The following is a 19,615-nucleotide window of genomic DNA, read 5'->3' on the forward strand; positions in this document are numbered from 1 at the left end:
GGAGCATAAGGAAACATGACTGATATGACCACCCTTCCCGGTCAGGAGCGTTACATCGCACCGCTCGACGAAACCCCGTTGCAGGATGTCGACAAGCTTGACGAGACCGCACCCGCCAGCAGCATGTGGGCCGACGCATGGCGCACGCTGCGCAGGAACCCGATGTTCATCATCTCGGGCCTGCTCATCATCTTCATCATCATCGTGGCGCTGTTCCCGTCCCTGTTCACCAAGCAGAACCCGAACTACTGCACGCTGGAGAACTCGCTGGGCCCGGCGTCCGCCGGCCACCCCATGGGCTTCGACTTCCAAGGCTGCGACGTGTACACGCGCGTGGTCTACGGCACCCGCACCTCGCTGAGCGTCGGCCTGTGCGCCACCATCCTCGTGGTGCTCATCGGTACGATCATCGGCGGTTTCGCCGGCTTCTTCGGCGGCTGGCTCGACTCCCTGCTGAGCCGTCTGACCGATATTTTCCTCGCGCTGCCGATCCTGCTCGGTGCGATCGTGGTGCTGCAGATGTTCAAGACCAACAGCTCGATCTGGAAGATCGTGTTCGTCATGGCACTGTTCGGCTGGACCTCGACCGCCCGCATCGCGCGAGGCGCCGTGATGGAGGCGAAGAACCTCGAGTTCAACACCGCATCCACCGCGCTCGGATCCTCCCCGATGCGCAACCTGTTCCGCCACATCCTGCCGAACTCCCTGGCCCCGATCATCGTGGTCGGCACCACCTCGCTGGCCACCTACATCGTGCTTGAAGCCACGCTGAGCTTCCTCGGTGTCGGTCTGCCGAGCACCACCGTCAGCTGGGGCGGCGACATCTCCCAGGCGCAGACCAGCCTGATGACGAACCCGATGGTGCTGTTCTACCCGTCCGCGGCATTGGCCATCACCGTACTGTCCTTCATCATGATGGGCGATGCCGTGAAGGATGCCCTCGATCCGAAGAGCCGTTCGCTCTGAGCTAGGAGGAGAAGACAATGGAAAACAACGAATCCAAGCTCGTCACCATGCAAAAGGAGCAGGGACCCCTGCTCGAGGTGAAGGATCTCGCCATCGATTTCACCACCGATGACAAGCGTGCCGTCCATGCGGTGCGCGACGTCTCCTTCTCCGTCTACCCCGGCCAGTGGGTCGCCATCGTGGGCGAATCCGGATCCGGCAAGTCCACCTCCGCCATGAGCGTGCTCGGCCTGTTGCCCGGCACCGGCCATGTGGTCGGCGGTTCCATCAAGCTCGATGGCCAGGAGCTCGTGGGCTTGAAGCAGAAGGACTTCGACAAGCTTCGCGGCACCAAGATGGGCCTCGTGCCCCAGGACCCGATGAGCAACCTCAACCCGGTGTGGCGCATCGGCACCCAGGTCAAGGAGGCGCTGGTCGCCAACAACATGGACGTCGCCCACGAGAAGCGTTCGAAGCTCGCCAAGGCGCTCGCCGGCGACGAGGTCGCCGTCAAGGGCAACGATGACGAGACCTTCATCTCGTCCACCGAACTGCCTGCGCTGCTCGACGCCACCAAGGCCGCGATCGCCGAGGTCGGCATCACCGGCGAAGCGGCGGAACGCTCCCTCGCCTACTTCAAGGAGGAGTGGGTCCCCGGCTCCGAAACCCGTTGGCGCGTCGCCGACGATCTCATCAAGGCCGGTGTGAAGGACGACACCGCCTGGGACATCGCCAAGAAGCACGTCACCGGTTCGACCATGGATGACCGCATCGCCGGTCTGCTGTCCGAAGCCGGACTGCCCGACGCGGCGACCCGCGCACGCCAGTTCCCGCACGAGTTCTCCGGTGGTATGCGTCAGCGTGCACTGATCGCCATCGGTCTGGCATGCCGCCCAGACCTGCTCATCGCCGACGAGCCCACTTCGGCGCTTGATGTGACCGTGCAGAAGAAGATCCTCGACCATCTGCATATGCTCACCGATTCGCTGGGCACCGCCGTGCTGTTCATCACGCATGATCTTGGTCTGGCCGCTGAACGTGCCCAGCATATCGTGGTGATGTACAAGGGCCAGGTCGTCGAATCCGGCCCGTCCCTGGAAGTGCTGCAGCACCCGCAGCACCCGTACACCAAGCGTCTGGTCGCGGCGGCGCCGTCACTGGCATCCCAGCGCATCATCTCCGCGAAGGAGCACGGCGAGAGCACCGATGCCTTGCTCGAACACCATGTGGTGGGCGAGCAGAAACTCGAAGCGAGCGAGACGATCATCACCGTCGACCATCTGACCAAGGAGTTCAAGCTCCCGCGTAAGAAGGAAATGTTCAAGGCCGTCGACGACATCTCCTTCTCCGTCAAGCGTGGCAGCACCCTGGCCATCGTGGGCGAATCCGGTTCCGGCAAGTCCACCGTGGCGAACATGGTGCTCAAGCTGCTCGAACCGACAAGCGGCACCGTGACTTATGAGGGCAAGGACATCTCCGGCTTCAAAGGCAAGGAACTGCTTGACTTCCGTCGCCATGTGCAGCCGGTGTTCCAGAACCCGTACGGTTCGCTCGACCCGATGTATTCGATCTACCGTTCCATCGAGGAGCCGCTGCGCATCCACGGCATCGGCGACAAGAAGAGCCGTGTCAAGCGCGTGCGTGAACTGCTCGACATGGTGGAACTGCCCGAGTCCGTGATGACCCGTTACCCGAACGAGCTGTCCGGCGGCCAGCGCCAGCGTATCGCCATTGCACGTGCCATGGCGCTCGATCCCGACGTGATCGTCTGCGACGAGGCCGTGTCTGCGTTGGACGTGCTCGTGCAGGATCAGGTGCTGCGACTGCTCAACGACCTGCAGGTCGAAAAGGGTCTGAGCTACCTGTTCATCACGCATGATCTGGCCGTGGTGCGTCAGATCGCCGACGAGGTGGTCGTGATGCAGAAGGGCAAGCTGGTCGAGCATGCCACCACCGATGAGGTGTTCGATCACCCGCGCAAGCAGTACACACGCGACCTGCTCGACGCCATCCCCGGCGGCAAGCTCCAGCTCGGTTTGGACTGATAGCCCGAACCCGGCAACCGGCATCAGCCGGCAATATGGCGTTGGGCCCGTTCCCGGAATTCCGGGAACGGGCCCAACGCCATATTTAGTGATCTTCTCAGCGTCAACTTATCGGCATCGACTATCGGTGCGCGTTCCTGGCGCTCAGCCGGCGGTGGAACGGTTGCTTTCATAGAACACCATGGTGGAGCTGCCGACGTGCAGCGTCCTGATCTTCCGGTATCGCGACGTTTCCGGCTGCGAGAAACCCATACGATTGACGATCACCACGCGCTTCGTATCGAGGTCGTCGAGATTGCGCAATTGGGCGTGGCTGCCGTGCAACGGCGCATAGCCGCCCCGCGTATCAACGTTTCCGCGTTTCAGGAACCGGTACCGGCTGCAGGAACGGAAATAGTAATACGACTCGATGTAATCGAATTCGCTGGCGGCGACAATCGTCTGATCCGCATCGCAGGCGACTTGCTCGGCCGCCTGCGCGGTAGAAGGCGTGGTCGCCTGTTCATAGATATAGTTGCTTTGGAAGGCGTAACCGATTGACCCGCCGGCAAGCAACGCCATCGTGAGTAGCCAGGCTGACCAACGGCGTATGAAACGGGCATAGGCGCGGCGCTCGACCTGTGTTCCACCCGGCACGTATTCAATTACCGTATACGAGCAGGTCAGGCCGATGAACGCGTAACAATACGGCGCGAAGGGAGTGGTGTAGCGCATGGTGAAGAAGCCGTACGGATGGGTGAACGGCTCCCTGATTGCGGAAATAAGCAGCAGTATGACCATCGGCGTGAAGGCGAAAAATGCGATGGCGCCCAGCGTGTTACGTGCGGCGCGGGTTTCGTCGTTCTGCCGGAGCCTCCATGCGTCGTGCAGTCGAATCGCGCGTGTGATGATCAGGGCGAGCATTGCGATCAGCATGACGGTCACGCAGGATGGGAGACGGGAGCCGTTGAGCCCAGTGACGAAAACCGAGAATATGGAGCCAAGTTCATTGAGATTCATGGTCTCCTTAAGCGCGGGCAACGCGTTGTGCGTGACCTGATCGACCGCCGACGGCAGCCATGGCAGATACAGCGCCACCGAGAGAACATAGGGCGTAAGATACCGGCGCAGCGCCGTGAAACCTCCCACGCGCCGCGCACGCATGTACAGCCATGCAAGATGGGTCGTCCACACCAACGCCATCATGTACTGCGTGTACATGCCCAGCGCGACGACGGTCGCATACGCCGCCCACCAGCGTCGGCCTTTGACCGGCATGATTCCATGAATCCGCGGATCGGGATTCCCTGACGTGTGTTCGGCCTCGATGGCACGCACCAGCGTGTACGTGCCCAATACCGAAAGGAACGGTACGAGCGAATACATGCGGATCTCATAGCCGTAACGCAGCAGCATCGGTGCGGCAACGAGGAACGGCATCGTCATGAGCGCGGCCTTGGCTCCGGCGAGGCGGCGTAGCAACGCCATCATCGTCAGTACGGTCAACCCCGCAGAACAGGCAGCTCATCGCCCGCATGGAGGTCGCGGATGGGCCGAATATGCCGGTCCATCCGCGTAGCAGCAGGTAGTACAACGGCGGATGCACGTCCACTTTCAGCAACGCCATCATGCGGTCGAACGGCTGATCAAGCACGATGATGCTGTAGCCTTCGTCGAACCACACCGACCTGCCGAAGCCGAGCGCGAAGGAGATCAAGGTGGCGAGGCATGCACCGATTGCGGCGACGAACGTGAAGCGCTTAGTCTTGATGTTCACCATCGATCTTCGACTCCTGCACCAAGTAGCCGGGGCGGTGCTTCACCTCGTTGAACACGCGCCCGAGATATTCGCCGATGATGCCCAGCGCCAGCAGCTGAATGCCGCCGAGCAGCAGCGTCACGACCAGCAGCGAGGCATAGCCCGGCACATCCACGCCGAACGTGAGCGTGCGGGCGATGATGAAGATGGCATACGCGATCGCCGTCAGCGAAACGACGAGGCCGCAGCAGAACGCGACGCGTAGGGGAGCGGTGGAGAACGACATGATGCCGTCCATTGCAAGCCCGATCAGCTTCGGATAGTTCCACTTGCTCTTGCCGGCGACGCGCGGGTCACGGTCGTACAGGAACTCGATCTTGCGGAACCCGATCCAACTGAACAGCGCCTTGCTGTTACGCCCGGTTTCGCGCAGACGACGCAGCGCGAGGATGCACTTGCGGTCGAGCAGACGGAAATCGCCGGTATCCACCTGAATACGAACCGGAGACATCGCCTGCAGCACGCGGTAGTACAGGTGCGAGGTCATACGCTTGACGAAGCCTTCGCCGCGCCTGGTCCGGCGCCTCGCATACACGTCGTCGTATCCGCGCAGCCACAGGTCGACCATGTCGGGGATCAGCTCCGGCGGATCCTGCAGGTCGGCGTCGATGATGGCCATGGCGTCGGATTCGATGGCGTCGATGCCGGCGAGCATCGCCTGCTCCTTGCCGAAATTGCGCGACAGGAAAATGAAGTCGACATGCTCCCTGGTGGCGGCGTAGTCGGTGATCATGCCGCGCGTGGCGTCCTTCGACCCGTCGTCGACGAACATGAACCGGTAATCGGCGGTTTCACCCGCGTTCGAACGAAGCCCGTCGAGCCGGTCGAACAGGGCTGGCAACGCCTCCTCCTCGTTGTAGCAGGGGATGAGAATCGTGATGGTCGGCGTGTTATTGAAGATGCGCTGGCGGTTCCCCTCGCCGCCCGGTGCCGTTCCGTTCGTCGTATCGGCCGCCATTGTCGTTCTTGCGTCTGCTGTTGTTGCCATGGGATCGACTCCTTTGCGCTGTGTATGCCTGTATGTCGCCGTTCGTTCATTTGATGCGGCTGTTGCCATGAAAGCCCCAATCTCCTCATGAGGACGTTGCGTTCTCTCTGTTCTCCCATGGCCGCGTCTGTGCCCAGTATGGCAGGGAGGGTTGAGTTTTTCGCGTACCACCCGTGTTCCCGCACTCGTCACATCCATGGTGGGCGAATTCGAGCCGCCGGCGTTTTCGCGCATCCGGGCTACGCTGGGCGCTATGAGCATCACCATCACCACCTCGAATGTCAACGGCATCCGCGCGGCCAAGCGCAAAGGCATCGAAACCTGGGCGGCGCAGCATACGCCGAACGTGTGGTGCATGCAGGAAGTGCGTGCGCCGCAAAGCGAGATCGACCCGATTTTCGACGAGTTCGCCTTCGAATACGCCACGGCGGGCGCGGTCGGCGATCAAGGCGAGCTTGCCCGCACCAATGAGGTGTGCCGGGTGAAAGGGCGCGCCGGGGTGGCGCTGCTGACCGATCTTGAGGTGACGGAACGCCGTTACGGTTTGCCGGGCCTTGACGAGGATGTGGATTCCGGGCGTTGGATCGAGAACGACATCACCACGCCGTCCGGTAATCGGCTGACGGTGGTCTGCGTGTACGTGCATGCGGGCAACACCGACGATCCGTTGAAAATGGAACAGAAATACCGTTTCCTCGACACCATGCTCACGCGCATGGGCGAGTTGAGGGACACCGCCGCCACCGGCGGCAGACAGGCCGTGCTGTGCGGTGATTTCAACATCGCGCACACGCCTGCGGACATCAAGAACGCCAAGGCCAACGAGAAGCACGCCGGCTTCCTGCCCGAGGAACGCGCTTACGTGGACCGTTGGCTTGGGGAGTACGGCTTCGTGGATGTGACGCGCCGCCTCGCCGGCGACATCCAGGGACCGTACACCTGGTGGAGCCAGCGTGGCCGCGCCTTCGACAACAACGTCGGCTGGAGGCTCGACTACCAGTTCGCCACCCCGGCATTGGCCGAAACCGCTGTCGCATTCGATATCGACAAGGCGCCCAGCTATGACACCCGATGGTCCGACCATGCGCCGTTGAGCGTCACCTACGAGTTCTGAGTCGCAGCCGTGCCGGCGTGAACGGCACCTGACGCCGCCGATGGAGCCATACGGCACGTTCGCAGCGTCAGGTGCTAGTCTGGTCACGGTTACACACGCATCGAAATGAGGAGCCCATGGGACTATTCGGATTCGGTAAGAAGAAGGACAAGACCGACAAGACCACCAAGGCCGAGGACGAGGACGTCAAGGCGGCGAAGGCGGCGAACGAGGCGGCCAGGGCCGATAGCGAACTGGCGCAGAAGACCGCCGCGGCGGCGCTTCCGGAAGCCGCAAGCGACTATGAGGGTCGCGGCGAGGAGCGTGGCCCGTGGGATGTGAACGACGAGAACGTTCCCGACTACGACGAATACCTCGATCTGGGCGCCTATTATCTGCCGTTCCTGCAGCACATCGAGCTGCGCATCAAGGCGTCCCGCGCCACCCGCGCGGTGCTCGGCTCCACCACCACCTATTACAATTCCAGCCTTGAGGTCGAGGCCTATGCCGCCCCGAAGACCATGGGCCTGTGGGAGGATTGGCGCGAGGACTTCCTCGCCGCCAACCCGAACGCCAAGGCCGTGGACGGCGTGTTCGGCACCGAGATCCTCCTGCCGGTCGAAGTGTCCGGCGGCAAGAAGGTCCTCACCCGCATCGTCGGCGTGGACGGCCCGCGATGGATGCTGCGCGGCATCTTCTCCGGCAACGCCGCCAGCGACCCGGATTCCGAGGAGACCCGCAAGCTCAACGAGTTCTTCTCCAACATCGTGGTCGAACGCGGCGATGAGCCGCTCGCCCCGCGCGACCCGATCCCCATGCATCAGCCCGTCACGCCGGGCGAGCGCAAGGCCGCCGCGGCAGCTGAGGAAGGCGAAACGGCAGGCGAAGGCAAGGAACATCTGAAGGACATCCCGAACCGTCCCGACGGCCCGCTTTCCCAGGACCAGCAGACGGAAGTCAAGACCACGCTCTCGCGCGGCCCGATGTTCTCCGAAGTCCGTTGAGCATGGCGGAAAGCAAAGCCGGTTCCGCCAACGGCACGGGGCTCAAGGCGCTTGCCTCGGCCGGCGAAGGCGACGATTTCTCCGTCATCGCGGCGATTGGCGGCGTGCGCGGCGTGGTGGAATCCATGCTGCCGGGCATCGTGTTCGTGGTATTGTTCGTCGCCACGCAGAATCTGGATCTCACCATCGGCGTCTCCGCGGCGCTGGCCGTGGCCCAAGTGGTCGTACGATTGCTGCAACGCCAATCCGTGATGGGCGCTTTGAGCGGACTCGTGGCCGTGGGCATCTGCCTGATCTGGGCATGGAAATCCCATGAGGCGCGTGACTACTACATGTTCGGATTCCTCACCAACGCGGCCTACGCCACGCTGCTCGGCGTGTCCCTGGTCGCGAGGGTTCCGGCATTGGGCGCGATCATCGAATTCATCCGCCAGCTGCCGACCGAACATTTCCGGGCATGGTTCGACGATTGGACGGGCGATAAGGCGCTGAAGAAGGCATACACCATCATCACCTGGCTGTGGATGGCGTTGTTCCTGCTGCGCTTGGCGGTGCAGGTGCCGTTGTACCTGACCAACCATGTGGCGGCCCTCGGCGTGGCCAGACTGCTCATGGGCATCCCGTTCTGGGCGCTCGCCATCTGGGTGAGCTATCTCATCATCGCCACACCGATGCACCATCACAAGGTGGCTCAGGCCCGTGCCGCCGAATCCGCCGCGCGGGAACGCGACGGACTGAACGAATCGACCATCATCACGGAAAAGGACAGATGATTTATGCAGGCTGAGGTTCGCATCGAACGGTATGCCGATCAGGGCCGTTGCGTGGCCCATATCGACGGACGTGTGGTATTCGTGCGTTTCGCGCTGCCGGGTGAACTGGTACGCATCGAATTGGATGAGCCGCACGACCGTGACGAACGGTTCTGGACCGGCGAGGTCGTCGAAGTGCTGGAAGCGAGCGCCGACCGTGTGGAACCGGCGTGGGCGCTCGCCGGTCCGCTCGCCATGGGCGGTGGCGTGGGTGGCGCCGATCTGGTGCATGTCTCGCTTGCCGGGCAGTTGACGTGGAAGGCGGTGACTGTCAGCGAGCAGATGAAGCGTCTCGGCCATGTGGATGTGTCCGTTCCCGTTTCCCGCGTGGCGGGCGATGAGGAGCTTGGCGGCTTGCATTGGCGTACGCGCATCGAGATGATCGCGGATGAGAACGGCATGCCGTCCATGAGACGCCGCGGCACGCATGTGCGCGTGCCGTTGGCCACCATGCCCTTGGCCACGAACGCGCTGTTGGATGTGGCTGCGGCCAATGGCGTCTGGGATGGCGGGTTCGAACCTGGTTCGCAGATTCGCCTGTCTGTGCCGGAGCCCCGCCATGGCGAGGATGGTGCCGGTGTGGGCGGTAATTACGCCGTGCTGGTGGATGGCGAATTGAAGGCTGGAAGCCGCCGTCTGACGGAGCAGGTCACGGTGGCTGGCCGTGAGTTCACCTATGGGGTGGATGCGAACGGTTTCTGGCAGGTGCATCGTGAGGCTCCGGTCGCTTTGGCCGATCATGTGATCGACTTGGTGCGCGGTGAGATGGATGGCGCGGTTTCCGCCGTGCTGTGGGATCTGTATTCCGGTTCCGGCCTGTTCACGCTTCCGCTGGCCACGCTGATCGCCGAACGTACGCGCGTGTTCAGCGTGGAGGGCGGCGATGTGGCGGTGAAGAGCCAGCAGCGTAATCTTCGCGCGTTGGATTTGAATGATGTGGATGTGTGCTGCGGTGACGTGTCGCGTACGCTCGCCCATGTGCCGGCCCATCTGGCGCATCCCGATGTGGTGGTACTCGACCCGCCTCGCGCCGGCGCGCATGCCAAGGTCTGCCGTCAGATCGCCGAGGCAGCGCCGCATGCGATCGTCTACATTGCATGCGACTGCACGAGCCTCGCCCGCGATACGGCCACGATCCTCGATCTGGGGTATGAGTTGGCGGATATCCACGCCTACGACATCTACCCGATGACCCATCACGTCGAAACCGTGGCGTTGTTCCGTCGCGTCTGAACCGCGGATCATGGCACAGGGGATGGGAGCGTTCGTGCGCCGTGTCGGCGTCGTATTGCTGGCGGCGGCGTTGATGCCGCTCGCTTCGTGTGCGCCTGCCGGGGCTGCGATAGGGGATTCCGGAAGCGGTGAACCGGACGTGCAATCGACCGGGGTGGAACGCAATGATGTGTCGATTGGCATGGTCGGCTCGCATGGGGCGTCGGCGGACGGCTTGGTGCTGGATGCGTACGATCATGCCGGATTGGACGCCTCGTACGTGCGGTTGTGTGACAGTGCGGATCCGGTGGAGGCCGGCCAGCGGGCCGTACGCGATCTGGTATCCCGTCAGGTGGCAGTCATCGTCATCAGCGGGCTTGACGTTTCGCGGGATGCCGACGGTTGGAATGACGCTTTGAACAGCGTCCGTACGGCGGGCATTCCCGTCATCCTGCTCAATCCCGTTCATGAACCGGGGGATGCGCGCCTGTACGCGGCGTCGTTCACGGTCAACGACCGTGCCACGGATGCCATGCCGATCGACAAAGCGACCATGCTGGTGGTCGACGACCGCGCGCATGAACGGAATCTGATGGTCTCCACCGTGACGCGCTGACGCATCGATGCGCTGGCCCGAATTGTGCCGAACCATGTCGAACCATGTCGAACCGCATCGGAGTGCATGGGATTGCGTGAATGTTCCGTGTCGTTCTGCAATCGGAATCATCCGCTGACCAGGCGCAAACCGGTCGGATACCGTCCGGACATCATCCCGGCGGACGAACGCGTCTGACGGCCACCGGAGTAGGGTAGTGCTCATGGAATCTGCAACAACCGTAGCCATGCCAAGCATCGACGAGCCTGGACTGAGCGCGCGCGATGTGGCCGAACGTCAGGCCGACGGGCACGGCAACGCGATGAAGACGTCGTCGTCCCGTTCGATTAAGGACATCATCCGCGCCAACGTATTCACCCTGTTCAACGGCATCATCCTCGGAGCCATGCTGCTGGTATTGCTCACCGGCTCATGGAAGGACGCCGTGTTCGGGTTCGTGATCATCGTGAACACCGGCATCGGCATCGTCACGGAACTGCGTTCCAAGCGCACGTTGGACAAGCTATCCATCCTCGTCGCGTCGGATTATCTGGTGCACCGCGACGGCGGGGACGTGGAGGTCTCGCATGACGCGATCGTGCTCGACGACCTGCTGTGGATCCGTTCGGGCGAACAGGTGCCGGCCGACGGCACCATCATCGAAACCTGGGGTCTGGAACTCGACGAGTCCATGCTCACCGGCGAATCGCGCACGGTGCGCAAGAAGGCCGGCGACGAGGTGTATTCCGGTTCCACCGCCGTATCCGGCATGGCGCTGATCAGGGTCACCGCCGTGGGCGAACACTCCTACGCGGCGAAGATCACCGCCGAAGCCAAGGTGTTCAAGAAGACCACGTCCGATCTGAACAAGGGCATCAACACGATCCTGAAGGTGATGACCTTCGTGGTGGTGCCGTTGTGCGTGCTGCTCATCTGGTCGCAGATGCGCACGGTCGGCGGATGGTCGCAGGCGATCGCCACCGGCCAGTGGCGTCAGGCCGTGGTGTCCGCGGTCGCCGGCGTGGTCGGCATGATCCCGGAAGGCCTCGTGCTGTTGACCTCGCTGAACTTCGCGGTCGCCGCCATGAGGCTGGCCCGCAAGAACACGCTGGTGCAGGAACTCGAATCGGTGGAGACCCTGGCTCGCGTCGACTGCCTCAACCTCGACAAGACCGGCACCATCACCGACGGCGGCATTGCCTTGAATCAGGTGACCATGCTCGCCGGCGCGAACGGCATCGCGGAACATGACGTCAAACAGGCGCTGTTCGACCTGTCGAACGAGGAGCAGCCGAACGGCACCGGCAAGGCCGTGCTCGAAGGCTTGGGACGCGAAGGATTCTCGGGCGGCGCGGTCGACGCGCGTGTGCCGTTCTCGTCGGCACGCAAGTGGAGCGCCATCGTCTCCGATACCGGCGTCTGGTTCATGGGCGCGCCCGAAGTCATCATCTCCGCGTTGAACGGCGCATACGATCACGTGCTCGACATGGTCAACAGGAACGCCAACGAAGGCAACCGCGTGCTGCTCATCGCCCATCAGAGCATCGGCGCCGCACCCGATTTCGAGGAGAATCCGAGACTCGACCCCGCGGCCGAACCCGTGGCGCTCGTATTGTGCTCCGAACGCATCCGTTCCGACGCCGAATCCACGCTCGCCTGGTTCCGCGAACAGGGTGTACGCTGCCGTATCATCTCCGGCGACAATCCGGTGACGGTCGGCGCCATCGCACGCAAGGTGAGACTCACCGGCGAGCGCGAACCCGTATACATGGATGCCCGCGAGCTGCCTGATGACATCGACGAGCTGGCCGACGTATTGCAGAACGTCGACGTGCTTGGGCGCGTGCTGCCGAATCAGAAGAAGGCCGTGGTGCAGGCCCTGCATCGCGACGATCACGTGGTGGCCATGACGGGTGATGGCGTGAACGACGCCCTGGCACTGAAGGAAGCGGATCTCGGCATCGCGATGGGCAATGCGGCGCCCGCCACCAAGGCCATCGCGCAGGTCGTGCTGGTCGATTCGAAGTTCTCCCACCTGCCCGACGTGGTCGCCCGCGGTCGCCAGGTCATGGCCAACATGGAACGCGTCGCGAGCCTCTTCCTCGTCAAAACCGTGTATTCGGCGCTTATCTCGCTCGGTGTGGTGCTCACGCAGATTCCGTTCCCGTACCTGCCGCGCCACATCACCTATCTCGGTGGTCTGACCATCGGTGTGCCAGCGTTCATCCTCGCCCTCGCGCCGAACACGCGCCGCTACATCCCCGGATTCCTCGGGCGCGTGGTGAGATTCGCCCTGCCCGGAGGCATAGCGGTGGCGTTGTCGATATTGCTGTCCACGTGGATTCTGCCCGGTGCCATGGGATGGGATATCACGGGCAATCCGGCCGACCTCGCCAAACTGCGCGCGGTGAACGCCATCATCCTGTTCGTGCTCGGCATCCTCGTGCTCGCCCGTGTCGCCCAGCCGCTCACCGGCTGGCGCGGACTCATGGTGCTCGCCTTCGCCGCGGCCGGTGCGCTCGGCATGTTCATCCCGTTCATCAGGCGGTTCTTCGCGCTCATCGTGCCCGGCGGCTCCATGCTGGTCGCCGTGCTCATCGCGCTCGCCATCGCCGCGGTCATCTTCTTCATCTGTGTCGGTACGGCCCGCATGCTGGCCAGGCGCGGGAAGGCCGGCATCGCCGCGGGGAAGTGAGAGCCGCAACCGGGCGCGACGTGACCTTGTTCACGCCGCGCCCGTTCGTTTTCCCGATGTTCCCGCTCACATGCGCCGGCGCGGCCGCGCATTGTCTCACATCTCAAACCGACACGCCAGAAGCGTAGTAACGCGGCCGTACCATTCGAAGTGTTATATCGACGATGGTATTGCACTATCGCTTATCGCAACGGAGGGAACATGTCCTTGACTGATGATCAGCTGACGACTCTGACCGCGGCTGGCAAGGATTACGAGTACTACAACATCGCGAACCTTCCCGGTATCGACCATCTGCCTTACTCGTTGAAGGTCCTCGTCGAAAACCTGGTACGCAACATCGACGGCGCCAACATCACCGACGAACACGTCAAGGCGCTGCTCGACTGGGATCCGAACGCGCAGCCGAGCCATGAGATCCAGTTCACGCCGTCCCGCGTGGTGATGCAGGACTTCACCGGCGTGCCGTGCATCGTCGATCTGGCCACCATGCGCGACGCCGTCAAGGAGCTCGGCGGCGACCCGGAGGTCATCAACCCGCAGGTCCAGTCGGATATGGTGATCGACCATTCCGTGCAGATCGACAAGTATGGCGTGGCCGATGCGGTCGAACAGAACATGGACATCGAATACCAGCGCAACGGCGAACGCTACCAGTTCCTGCGCTGGGGCCAGCAGGCGTTCCGCAACTTCCGTGTGGTGCCGCCGGGAACCGGCATCATCCATCAGGTCAACATCGAATACCTCGCCAAGGTCGTGATGACCAAGGCCAGAGACAACGGAAACACCCTCGCCTACCTCGACTCCTGCGTGGGCACCGATTCGCACACCACCACCGTCAACGGCCTGGGCGTGCTCGGCTGGGGCGTAGGCGGCATCGAAGCCGAAGCGGCCATGCTCGGCCAGCCGATCTCCATGCTCGTGCCGCGCGTCGTCGGCTTCAAGCTCACCGGTTCCATCCCCGAGGGCGTCACCGCCACCGACGTGGTCCTCACCATCACCGACATGCTGCGCCAGCATGGCGTGGTCGGCAAGTTCGTCGAATTCTACGGTGAGGGCATCGCCTCCGTGCCGCTGGCCAACCGTGCCACCATCGGCAACATGGGTCCGGAATTCGGTTCCACCTGCGGCATCTTCCCGATTGACGGGGTCACGCTCGACTACCTGCGTCTCACCGGACGCTCCGAGGAGCAGATCGCACTCGTCGAAGCCTACGCCAAGGCCAACAAGCTGTGGGGGGACACCACCGACCCGAACTACGTGGAACCGCAGTACTCCGAATACCTCGAACTCGACCTCGGCACCGTCGTGCCGTCCATCGCCGGCCCGAAGCGCCCGCAGGACCGCATCAAGCTGTCCGAATCCAAGGCGAAGTTCGCCGAAACGCTCCCGGCCTACGAGACCGGGAAGACCGTGCAGGAGCCGGTCGCCGTCTCCACCGACTTCCGCGGTGATTTCGAGATCGAAAACGGTGACGTGGCCATCGCCTCCATCACCTCCTGCACCAACACCTCCAACCCGTCCGTCATGATCGCGGCCGGCCTCATCGCCCGCAACGCGCACGCCAAGGGCCTCAAGCCCAAGCCGTGGGTCAAGACCTCCTTGGCTCCCGGCTCGCAGGTCGTGGCCGACTATCTCAAGGCCGCCGGCCTGCAGGACGATCTCGACGCGCTCGGCTACCAGCTCGTCGGCTTCGGCTGCGCCACCTGCATCGGCAATTCCGGCCCGCTGCTGCCGGAGATCTCCGAAGCCATCAACGCCAACGACCTGACCGTCACCTCCGTGCTGTCCGGCAACCGCAACTTCGAAGGCCGCATCAGCCCCGACGTCAAGATGAACTATCTGGCATCCCCGCCGCTGGTCATCGCCTACGCGCTCGCCGGCACCATGGACTTCGATTTCGAAACCCAGCCGCTCGGTGTCGACGCGGATGGCAACGACGTGTACCTGAAGGACATCTGGCCCACCAATGCCGAGGTCGAAGCCGTGGTGAACGGCACCGTCAGCCGTGAGATGTTTCTCAAGGATTACGCTTCCGTGTTCGAAGGCGACCACCGTTGGAAGGGTCTGGACGTGCCGGAGGGCGAGCTGTTCGCCTGGGACGAGCAGTCCACCTACGTGCGCAAGCAGACCTTCTTCGACGGCATGAAGGCCACGCCGGATCCGGTCGAGAACATCCACGGCGCCCGCGTGCTCGCATTGCTCGGCGACTCCGTGACCACCGACCATATTTCGCCGGCAGGCGCGTTCAAGGCCTCCAGCCCTGCGGGCAAGTATCTGACCGATCGCGGCGTCGAACCGAAGAACTTCAACTCCTACGGTTCCCGTCGAGGCAACCATGAGGTCATGGTCCGCGGCACGTTCGGCAACATCCGCCTGCGCAACCAGCTGCTCGCCTCCGTCGGCGAGGAGGTCACCCCCGGCGGCTTCACCTACGATTTCCTGGAAGGCAAGCCGACCACCATCTTCGAAGCCTCGCGCGACTACATCGACCATGATGTGCCGCTGGTCGTGCTCGCCGGCAAGGAATACGGCACCGGTTCCTCCCGTGATTGGGCGGCCAAGGGCACGGTCATGCTCGGCGTCAAGGCGGTCATCACCGAAAGCTTCGAACGCATCCACCGTTCCAACCTCATCGGCATGGGCGTGCTGCCATTGCAGTTCCCTGAAGGTGAATCCTATGAGAGCCTCGGTCTCGACGGTACGGAAACGTACGACATCGATGGTGTCGAGGAGCTCAACAACGGTTCCACGCCGAAGACGGTCCATGTCACCGCCACCCACGCGGATGGCGCCAAGACCGAATTCGACGCGGTCGTGCGCATCGACACCCCCGGTGAGGCGGATTACTATCGTAACGGCGGTATTCTCCAGTACGTGCTGCGCAATCTGATGAAGTAATCGGTTGACTCACATCGGATTCGCGTAGGTTTCACGCGAATAGCGAACAGGCCCGGAATCGCAAGGTTCCGGGCCTGTTCGCGTATCGGGGGAGGCGGTGGGATTAGGGTTGGAGCCATGATCGATCACATCACCCTGCATATGAGCGACGCCGAACAAGGCATCGCATTCTACACGCGTGCGCTCGCGCCGCTCGGCTATATTCCCAAGGTCCGTCATGGGCGGACCGTCGGTTTCGGGGTGGACGACGGCACGCCGCGATCCGACTTCTACGTCTCACCGATGGAGGACGGTGCCGAGGCTCCCGTGCCGACGCATATCGCGTTCCGCGCTGATGGCGAGCATGCGGTGCGTGAATTCCATGAGGCGGCCATCGCCGCGGGCGGCATCGACAACGGCGGGCCCGGGCCGCGTGCCTATCATCCCGGTTATTATGCGGCGTTCGTGCTCGACCCGGACGGCAACAACATCGAAGCCGTCGTCGACTGGTCGCACGCCGATTGACCGGTAGGGGAGAGGGGCGTGCTCTTCCCTACCGGCCGGTCGGCTGATCGCCGGGCGTGGGGTGCCGGCCGGCAATCAGCCGTCGAGCGAATCCTTCCACGCGCGGTATTCGGCGGCCTTGCCTTCCCAGTAGTCGCGGTCGGCATCCGTGATTTCGCGGATCACATGGCAGGGATTGCCTACGGCCACCGAATGGGACGGGATGTCCTTGACCACCACGGAACCGGCACCGATCACCACATCGTTGCCGATGGTGACGCCGGGGCCGACCACCACGTTGCCGCCGAACCACACGTCGCTGCCGATGGTGATCGGCCGTGCGCCTTCCGGGCCGGAGGCGCGCACTGCGGCATCGATCGGATGATACGGGGTGTACAGGCCTACGCGCGGGCCGAAGAACACGCGGTCGCCGATGGTGATTGGAGCCACGTCGAGGAAGATGCAGTCCATATTGGCGTAGAAATTGTCGCCGGTATAGGTGTTGCACCCGTAGTCGCAGTTGAACGGCGGTTCGAGGAACGCGCCCTTGCCAAGCGAGCCGAACAGTTCATGGAACAGCCTGTCACGCTCTTCGAAGGCGTCGTATGCCGACGTGCTGATGGCCTGTACGAGCCTGCGCTTGCGCATGTTCGCCTCGCGCTGTTGCGGGCCGTCGGCGATGTAGAGTTCGCCGGAGAGCATGCGCTCCCATTCATCTTTGGCGGGGCGTGCGGATGCATGGATTGCGAAGTGGATTCCGTCATGATGATGCTCCTTTGCTGTCAAACGATTGACGTTAGTTGTTCCAACATCTTACAGCCTGTGCCAATCGTGACGCGCGCGGAACTTCACCGCCTGCGCATGCGGTAGGTCTTCCAGATCTCGCTGAGCTTGCGCCCGTCGGATGTCCGCTTCCACACGTTCAGACCGGCGCTCGTGCCGCCGACCGCGCGTGCGGCTGCGGTGGGGGTGGAGTATTCCTCACCGTCCTCCATCCTGAGCCTGCCCTCGGGGGTGACCGTCGCGATCCAGCGCTCGCCCTTGCGCGGGCGCTCCCACACCAGCGTCTCACCCGCGACCAGCAGGCCGGCCTTGAGCACTTGGGCGATGGTCACGCGTTTCGCGTTCGGAGTGGCGGACGAGGTCTCATGGGTCAGCTGCTGCTCGTCAAGGATCGACAAGTCGACGTGACCTTCGTCGTAGCGGATATTCCAGAATTCAGCGATAAGCCGTATCGTCTCATCCTGCCGCCCGTGCAGCGTCTCGGGCGTGCATTCGGCGATACTGCCCAGCCTGTCCGTCAACGGGAAACGCCTCGAACTGGCGGGCAACAGCATGCGGTCGCGCCGTTCGGCGAACGTCTGCAGGGATTTCATCTGATCCTCATGGGCTTGGGTGAGCACGAGGTTGCCGATGCGGTCCGACCAGAAATCGCGCACGGATTCCGGCCATGCGGCGAACGGTGAATCCTTGGCGACATGCTTGGGGATGATCGGCACGGCGTTCAGGCTGCGCGGACGCGTGATGCGGAATCCGGCCAGCTGTTCGTTCGCGCGGATCAGCAGCAGACGGTTCATCCGCGCATTGGTTTGCAGTTCGCCACGCAGATGGGCCAACGCCGACCGGCGCTCATCGTCGGTGATGAGGAAGCCGCGGTTCTGCGGCATCGTATAGCCGCGGTCGAGATACCTGACCGCGGAAGCGGCACGTGTGCGCCGCGCCAGCGAACTTTGCCTGTTCAACGCGTCGACGCCGGTGACGCGCTCCAACGCGGACAGGATCGCCCGAAGCCTCGTCTCATCATGCAGGCGCAACGGTTCGCGATCCTTCCCGCCATCACCCGTCCCGGCTGCGTCGTTCCGCGCATCATCCGTGAACACCTTGACGCCGGGAGTGGCGAGATTGCCGATGGAATGCACCAGCGCCCACATGGCCACCGGCTTCCAATCGCCGGTGGGGTAGTCGTTGAGCAGCACAAGCTGCCTGACGATCCCCGAGGGAAGCATGGAATCGGTCGGATGATCGAGAATACGCCACGCCATGGCATACGGCGCGAGCAGTTCGTCGACGAACGAAATGACGTTCTGCTCCCGAATATATGGCAGGAGCACATCGGTGCGGAACTCCTCCAACAGCTGCGAACAGACCGCCTTATGCGAAACGATGAGATGCAGATCCGTGAAGAACTCCTCCAATATCTGGGAGTCGTCGCCGATCGGATCCATGATGTCATCCCATCGCGCGGCGTACACGCTCCTCGCCGCCGGCGACATCGCCGCGACCACTTTCGCCTTGAACACGTCGGATGCGGTCAGCGGCACGCCGCGCATGTTCATCACGTCGAAGATGCGATGGGCGCCGGCCAGATCGTCGGTGGTCACGATGACCAACGTGACCTGATTGACCAGATACGAGGCGAAACGGTGGCGTTCGTCATCGTCGAGCTTGGCGAGTTCGTCGAACACGCTACGCGCGTTGAACGCGATATTATGCTGGGCGCGTGTCTCGAAATCACTGTCACGCAGATCGAACAGGCCCTCCAGGTCGCCCTCCTGCACGTAATCGCGGAAGAACGCCGCATCACGGTCGCGCAGCCGCAGCCTCGGCTCGGCCTTGATGCCACGCAGCTTGTTGCCCGGCTCGCGGATCAGCTCGTCAAGCTCCTGCAACAACACCGGATCGGTTTCCAACTCACGCAGCACCGCGATGATGATCGACAGGGAGATCAGACGCTGCTGGCCGTCGATCACCTGATACTTGGATTCGCCGTCGCGTACCAGAATCAGCGACCCGAGAAAATACGGCGTACCAGCCGACGAACCCGCATCCTGCAAGTCGGAGACAAGTTGCAGAATATTCTCCGTCTGCCAGGTATAGGCCCGCTGGAACGACGGGATCGCAAAACGGTAATCGGACATGAACACCCTGCTCAGGGGCTTTTCCGTTGCATTGATCGCCATGAATGTTCTCCTCCCCGGAACACGTCACGCATTCATTGTAAACGGCGTGCAAAACAGCGGGGTCACCCCGTCGTGCCGCGCATG

Annotated in this window: 15 protein-coding genes; 10 read left to right on the forward strand and 5 right to left on the reverse strand. The window is 62.9% G+C overall.

The window, feature by feature from the left end:
• Positions 1-15: 15 nt before the first annotated feature.
• Entirely contained in the window at positions 16-966 is a 951-nt protein-coding gene (locus BUB29_RS01280) for an ABC transporter permease (RefSeq protein ID WP_033523677.1), read from the forward strand.
• 17 nt (positions 967-983) lie between these two features.
• Positions 984-2,990: a dipeptide ABC transporter ATP-binding protein gene (locus BUB29_RS01285; RefSeq protein ID WP_033523678.1), complete on the forward strand. Its 2,007-nt coding sequence runs from the start codon at positions 984-986 to the stop codon at positions 2,988-2,990.
• A gap of 144 nt (positions 2,991-3,134) precedes the next feature.
• Here the strand turns inward: BUB29_RS01285 and BUB29_RS01290 are convergent, their stop codons facing one another.
• Genes BUB29_RS01290 through BUB29_RS01300 form a run of 3 tightly spaced genes read right to left on the reverse strand, consistent with a single transcriptional unit; the run spans position 3,135 to position 5,776 of the window.
• Positions 3,135-4,460 carry a hypothetical protein gene (locus BUB29_RS01290; protein ID WP_152571764.1) on the reverse strand — a complete coding sequence of 442 codons (1,326 nt, stop codon included), beginning with the start codon at positions 4,458-4,460 and terminating at the stop codon, positions 3,135-3,137.
• On the reverse strand, positions 4,363-4,749 hold the full coding sequence (locus BUB29_RS01295; RefSeq protein WP_034249686.1) for a hypothetical protein: 387 nt from the start codon (positions 4,747-4,749) through the stop codon (positions 4,363-4,365). The genes BUB29_RS01290 and BUB29_RS01295 overlap by 98 nt, the downstream gene beginning before the upstream one ends.
• Positions 4,730-5,776, reverse strand: coding sequence for a glycosyltransferase family 2 protein (locus BUB29_RS01300; RefSeq protein WP_234356044.1), 1,047 nt, complete (start codon positions 5,774-5,776; stop codon positions 4,730-4,732). The genes BUB29_RS01295 and BUB29_RS01300 overlap by 20 nt, the downstream gene beginning before the upstream one ends.
• A 253-nt stretch (positions 5,777-6,029) precedes the next feature.
• Here BUB29_RS01300 and BUB29_RS01305 point away from each other — a divergent pair, with 253 nt between their 5' ends.
• From BUB29_RS01305 to BUB29_RS01340, 8 genes are all read left to right on the forward strand, one after another.
• The gene (locus tag BUB29_RS01305) at positions 6,030-6,890 is read left to right on the forward strand and encodes an exodeoxyribonuclease III (protein ID WP_033523868.1); all 861 of its coding nucleotides are present in this window, start codon (positions 6,030-6,032) and stop codon (positions 6,888-6,890) included.
• Between the two features lie 116 nt (positions 6,891-7,006).
• Positions 7,007-7,873: a DUF3710 domain-containing protein gene (locus BUB29_RS01310; protein ID WP_033523861.1), complete on the forward strand. Its 867-nt coding sequence runs from the start codon at positions 7,007-7,009 to the stop codon at positions 7,871-7,873.
• Positions 7,874-7,875: 2 nt separating this feature from the next.
• Positions 7,876-8,646: a DUF3159 domain-containing protein gene (locus tag BUB29_RS01315; RefSeq protein ID WP_033523860.1), complete on the forward strand. Its 771-nt coding sequence runs from the start codon at positions 7,876-7,878 to the stop codon at positions 8,644-8,646.
• A 3-nt stretch (positions 8,647-8,649) separates the two neighbouring features.
• Positions 8,650-9,918, forward strand: a complete 1,269-nt coding sequence (locus BUB29_RS01320) for a class I SAM-dependent RNA methyltransferase (RefSeq protein WP_033523858.1) — start codon at positions 8,650-8,652, stop codon at positions 9,916-9,918.
• A gap of 10 nt (positions 9,919-9,928) precedes the next feature.
• Complete coding sequence (locus tag BUB29_RS01325) at positions 9,929-10,513, forward strand: type 1 periplasmic-binding domain-containing protein (RefSeq protein WP_143155114.1); 585 nt, start codon at positions 9,929-9,931, stop codon at positions 10,511-10,513.
• 202 nt (positions 10,514-10,715) lie between these two features.
• Positions 10,716-13,187, forward strand: a complete 2,472-nt coding sequence (locus BUB29_RS01330; protein WP_033523856.1) for a cation-translocating P-type ATPase — start codon at positions 10,716-10,718, stop codon at positions 13,185-13,187.
• 201 nt (positions 13,188-13,388) lie between these two features.
• Entirely contained in the window at positions 13,389-16,088 is a 2,700-nt protein-coding gene (gene acnA / locus BUB29_RS01335; protein ID WP_033523854.1) for an aconitate hydratase AcnA, read from the forward strand.
• Positions 16,089-16,205: 117 nt separating this feature from the next.
• Positions 16,206-16,592 (forward strand): VOC family protein, encoded by a 387-nt coding sequence (locus BUB29_RS01340; protein WP_033523853.1) that lies wholly within the window; start codon positions 16,206-16,208, stop codon positions 16,590-16,592.
• A 75-nt stretch (positions 16,593-16,667) separates the two neighbouring features.
• Here the strand turns inward: BUB29_RS01340 and BUB29_RS01345 are convergent, their stop codons facing one another.
• Positions 16,668-17,273: a sugar O-acetyltransferase gene (locus BUB29_RS01345; RefSeq protein ID WP_033523852.1), complete on the reverse strand. Its 606-nt coding sequence runs from the start codon at positions 17,271-17,273 to the stop codon at positions 16,668-16,670.
• Between the two features lie 146 nt (positions 17,274-17,419).
• Positions 17,420-19,531, reverse strand: a complete 2,112-nt coding sequence (locus BUB29_RS01350; RefSeq protein WP_033523851.1) for a GmrSD restriction endonuclease domain-containing protein — start codon at positions 19,529-19,531, stop codon at positions 17,420-17,422.
• Positions 19,532-19,615: the final 84 nt, after the last annotated feature.

This window comes from Bifidobacterium merycicum DSM 6492 (assembly GCF_900129045.1).
GTDB classification, from domain to species: domain Bacteria; phylum Actinomycetota; class Actinomycetes; order Actinomycetales; family Bifidobacteriaceae; genus Bifidobacterium; species Bifidobacterium merycicum.